This is a genomic window from Acinetobacter sp. YH16032 (assembly GCF_013417345.1).
GTDB lineage: Bacteria > Pseudomonadota > Gammaproteobacteria > Pseudomonadales > Moraxellaceae > Acinetobacter.
In genome coordinates, this window is the sequence record NZ_VPEE01000069.1 from 1 (window position 1) to 5,179 (window position 5,179).

General features: G+C 49.2%; 2 tRNA genes and 3 rRNA genes. All 5 read left to right on the plus strand.

What is annotated here, in order from left to right:
* A 16S ribosomal RNA gene (locus tag FTV32_RS15750) occupies positions 1 to 1,334 on the plus strand; the annotation flags it as partial.
* A gap of 61 nt (positions 1,335 to 1,395) precedes the next feature.
* Positions 1,396 to 1,472 (plus strand) — tRNA-Ile (locus FTV32_RS15755).
* Between the two features lie 39 nt (positions 1,473 to 1,511).
* A tRNA-Ala gene (locus FTV32_RS15760) sits at positions 1,512 to 1,587 on the plus strand.
* 379 nt (positions 1,588 to 1,966) lie between these two features.
* A 23S ribosomal RNA gene (locus tag FTV32_RS15765) occupies positions 1,967 to 4,858 on the plus strand.
* 180 nt (positions 4,859 to 5,038) lie between these two features.
* A 5S ribosomal RNA gene (gene rrf, locus FTV32_RS15770) occupies positions 5,039 to 5,153 on the plus strand.
* Positions 5,154 to 5,179: the final 26 nt, after the last annotated feature.

The following is a 5,179-nucleotide window of genomic DNA, read 5'->3' on the forward strand; positions in this document are numbered from 1 at the left end:
GGGCCTTGCGCTAATAGATGAGCCTAAGTCGGATTAGCTAGTTGGTGGGGTAAAGGCCTACCAAGGCGACGATCTGTAGCGGGTCTGAGAGGATGATCCGCCACACTGGGACTGAGACACGGCCCAGACTCCTACGGGAGGCAGCAGTGGGGAATATTGGACAATGGGCGGAAGCCTGATCCAGCCATGCCGCGTGTGTGAAGAAGGCCTTTTGGTTGTAAAGCACTTTAAGCGAGGAGGAGGCTACTAAGATTAATACTCTTGGATAGTGGACGTTACTCGCAGAATAAGCACCGGCTAACTCTGTGCCAGCAGCCGCGGTAATACAGAGGGTGCGAGCGTTAATCGGATTTACTGGGCGTAAAGCGTGCGTAGGCGGCTTTTTAAGTCGGATGTGAAATCCCCGAGCTTAACTTGGGAATTGCATTCGATACTGGGAAGCTAGAGTATGGGAGAGGATGGTAGAATTCCAGGTGTAGCGGTGAAATGCGTAGAGATCTGGAGGAATACCGATGGCGAAGGCAGCCATCTGGCCTAATACTGACGCTGAGGTACGAAAGCATGGGGAGCAAACAGGATTAGATACCCTGGTAGTCCATGCCGTAAACGATGTCTACTAGCCGTTGGGGCCTTTGAGGCTTTAGTGGCGCAGCTAACGCGATAAGTAGACCGCCTGGGGAGTACGGTCGCAAGACTAAAACTCAAATGAATTGACGGGGGCCCGCACAAGCGGTGGAGCATGTGGTTTAATTCGATGCAACGCGAAGAACCTTACCTGGTCTTGACATAGTAAGAACTTTCCAGAGATGGATTGGTGCCTTCGGGAACTTACATACAGGTGCTGCATGGCTGTCGTCAGCTCGTGTCGTGAGATGTTGGGTTAAGTCCCGCAACGAGCGCAACCCTTTTCCTTATTTGCCAGCGGGTTAAGCCGGGAACTTTAAGGATACTGCCAGTGACAAACTGGAGGAAGGCGGGGACGACGTCAAGTCATCATGGCCCTTACGACCAGGGCTACACACGTGCTACAATGGTCGGTACAAAGGGTTGCTACCTAGCGATAGGATGCTAATCTCAAAAAGCCGATCGTAGTCCGGATTGGAGTCTGCAACTCGACTCCATGAAGTCGGAATCGCTAGTAATCGCGGATCAGAATGCCGCGGTGAATACGTTCCCGGGCCTTGTACACACCGCCCGTCACACCATGGGAGTTTGTTGCACCAGAAGTAGGTAGTCTAACCGCAAGGAGGACGCTTACCACGGTGTGGCCGATGACTGGGGTGAAGTCGTAACAAGGTAGCCGTAGGGGAACCTGCGGCTGGATCACCTCCTTAACGAAAGATTGACGATTGGTAAGAATCCACAACAAGTTGTTCTTCATGACGATGTATCTGAGGGTCTGTAGCTCAGTTGGTTAGAGCACACGCTTGATAAGCGTGGGGTCACAAGTTCAAGTCTTGTCAGACCCACCATGACATACTCATACGATACATTGATCTAAATGATAAGCTGGGGACTTAGCTTAGTTGGTAGAGCGCCTGCTTTGCACGCAGGAGGTCAGGAGTTCGACTCTCCTAGTCTCCACCACGTATTCATTCGAATACGTAGTAAGCAAACGAGTTGATAGCTTATAGAGCTTAGTAATAAAGCTGTGTATACTGCACGCCTTGATTATTAAGCTCTGTGATTTATCACAGTTGACTGCGATCTGACGAAGACGTAGTGAATCATTAACAGCATATATTTGAGTTGAAATAATTTGTTCATACTCATAGAAAGAGCGGAAACGAAATAACGTAAGTTATGGAGTTGAAGTGATTGAAATGAGAACTAGCGAAATTAACTGAATCAAGCGTTTTGGTATATGAATTTGAATTGAAGCTGTACAGTGTTTAGATACACAGTACTTCAAACTGTAATGTTGAACGATCTACTTGTAGGATCGAACGACTGTTTGGGGTTGTATAGTCAAGTAATTAAGTGCATGTGGTGGATGCCTTGGCAGTCAGAGGCGATGAAAGACGTGATAGCCTGCGAAAAGCTCCGGGGAGGCGGCAAATATCCTGTGATCCGGAGATGTCTGAATGGGGGAACCCACCTATCATAAGATAGGTATTGCAACATGAATACATAGTGTTGCAAGGCAAACGCGGGGAAGTGAAACATCTCAGTACCCGTAGGAAAAGAAATCAATTGAGATTCCCTCAGTAGCGGCGAGCGAAAGGGGAAAAGCCCATTAAGTTATGTAAGCTTTAGTGGAATGCTCTGGGAAGTGCAACCATAGTAGGTGATAGTCCTGTACACGAAAGGGCTTACATGATGATGTCGAGTAGGGCGGGGCACGTGAAACCTTGTCTGAATATGGGGGGACCATCCTCCAAGGCTAAATACTCCTGACTGACCGATAGTGAACCAGTACCGTGAGGGAAAGGCGAAAAGAACCCCTGTGAGGGGAGTGAAATAGATCCTGAAACCGCATGCATACAAGCAGTGGGAGCATCTTCGTGATGTGACTGCGTACCTTTTGTATAATGGGTCAGCGACTTACATTCAGTAGCAAGGTTAACCGAATAGGGGAGCCGTAGAGAAATCGAGTCTTAATAGGGCGTTTAGTTGCTGGGTGTAGACCCGAAACCAGGCGATCTATCCATGAGCAGGTTGAAGGTGAGGTAACACTTACTGGAGGACCGAACCCACTGTCGTTGAAAAGCCAGGGGATGACTTGTGGATAGGGGTGAAAGGCTAATCAAGCCTGGTGATAGCTGGTTCTCCCCGAAAGCTATTTAGGTAGCGCCTCGGACGAATACCATTGGGGGTAGAGCACTGTTTCGGCTAGGGGGTCATCCCGACTTACCAAACCGATGCAAACTCCGAATACCAATGAGTACTATCCGGGAGACAGACTGCGGGTGCTAACGTCCGTAGTCAAGAGGAAAACAATCCAGACCGCCAGCTAAGGTCCCTAAATCATAGTTAAGTGGGAAACGATGTGGGAAGGCATAGACAGCTAGGAGGTTGGCTTAGAAGCAGCCACCCTTTAAAGAAAGCGTAATAGCTCACTAGTCGAGTCGGCCTGCGCGGAAGATGTAACGGGGCTAAAACTATGTACCGAAGCTGCGGATTTGCAATTTATTGCAAGTGGTAGGGGAGCGTTCTGTAAGCCGATGAAGGTGGATTGAGAAGTCTGCTGGAGGTATCAGAAGTGCGAATGCTGACGTGAGTAACGATAAAACGGGTGAAAAACCCGTTCGCTGAAAGACCAAGGGTTCCAGTCCAACGTTAATCGGGGCTGGGTGAGTCGACCCCTAAGGCGAGGCCGAGAGGCGTAGTCGATGGGAAATTGGTTAATATTCCAATACTTCTGTGTAATGCGATGAGAGGACGGAGAAGGTTAAGTCAGCCTGGCGTTGGTTGTCCAGGTGGAAGATTGTAGGCATGTATCTTAGGCAAATCCGGGGTACTCTATGCTGAGAATCGATAGCAAGCTAGTTTACTAGCGAAGTGGCTGATACCATACTTCCAGGAAAAGTCTCTAAGCTTCAGTTACACAGGAATCGTACCCGAAACCGACACAGGTGGTCAGGTCGAGTAGACCAAAGCGCTTGAGAGAACTCTGCTGAAGGAACTAGGCAAAATGGTACCGTAACTTCGGGAGAAGGTACGCTGCCGGCGGTGATAGGACTTGCTCCTTGAGCTACTGGCAGCCTCAGAAACCAGGCCGCTGCAACTGTTTATTAAAAACATAGCACTCTGCAAACACGAAAGTGGACGTATAGGGTGTGATGCCTGCCCGGTGCTGGAAGGTTAATTGATGGGGTTAGCGTAAGCGAAGCTCTTGATCGAAGCCCCAGTAAACGGCGGCCGTAACTATAACGGTCCTAAGGTAGCGAAATTCCTTGTCGGGTAAGTTCCGACCTGCACGAATGGCATAATGATGGCGGCGCTGTCTCCAGCAGAGGCTCAGTGAAATCGAATTCGCCGTGAAGATGCGGTGTACCCGCGGCTAGACGGAAAGACCCCGTGAACCTTTACTGCAGCTTGACATTGAACTTTGATCTTACTTGTGTAGGATAGGTGGGAGGCTTTGAAGTAGAAACGCCAGTTTCTATGGAGCCGTCCTTGAAATACCACCCTGGTAATATTGAGGTTCTAACTCTGCTCCATTATCTGGAGCGAGGACCATGTCTGGTGGGTAGTTTGACTGGGGCGGTCTCCTCCTAAAGAGTAACGGAGGAGTACGAAGGTGCGCTCAGCGTGGTCGGAAATCACGCGTAGAGTATAAAGGCAAAAGCGCGCTTAACTGCGAGACCCACAAGTCGAGCAGGTACGAAAGTAGGTCTTAGTGATCCGGTGGTTCTGTATGGAAGGGCCATCGCTCAACGGATAAAAGGTACTCTGGGGATAACAGGCTGATACCGCCCAAGAGTTCATATCGACGGCGGTGTTTGGCACCTCGATGTCGGCTCATCTCATCCTGGGGCTGAAGCAGGTCCCAAGGGTATGGCTGTTCGCCATTTAAAGAGGTACGCGAGCTGGGTTTAGAACGTCGTGAGACAGTTCGGTCCCTATCTACCGTGGGCGTTGGAAATTTGAGAGGATCTGCTCCTAGTACGAGAGGACCAGAGTGGACGAACCTCTGGTGTACCGGTTGTGACGCCAGTCGCATCGCCGGGTAGCTATGTTCGGAAGGGATAACCGCTGAAAGCATCTAAGCGGGAAGCCTACCTCAAGATTAGATTTCCCAAGGACTTTATGTCCTCTAAAGAGCCGTTGAAGACTACAACGTTGATAGGTTGGATGTGGAAGTACGGTGACGTATGAAGCTGACCAATACTAATTACTCGTGAGGCTTGACTATACAACACCCAAACAGTTGGTGTTGTGGTTCAAATCATGACAAATAACTTGATTTAGTTAGATAAAACGCTAAACTGCACAAATTAAAGCAACTCAAATAGCTGTTAATAACTTCTTTGACCAAGCAAAGGCACGCAAACAATACATGCGAATAAGACCCAAGCAAAGTCACAACAGTTGTGCTGGCGACAATAGCAAGAGTGAACCACCTGATCCCTTCCCGAACTCAGAAGTGAAACCTCTTAGCGCTGATGGTAGTGTGGGGTTACCCATGTGAGAGTAAGTCATCGCCAGCTCATTATTCTAAACACCCCCTTCAATA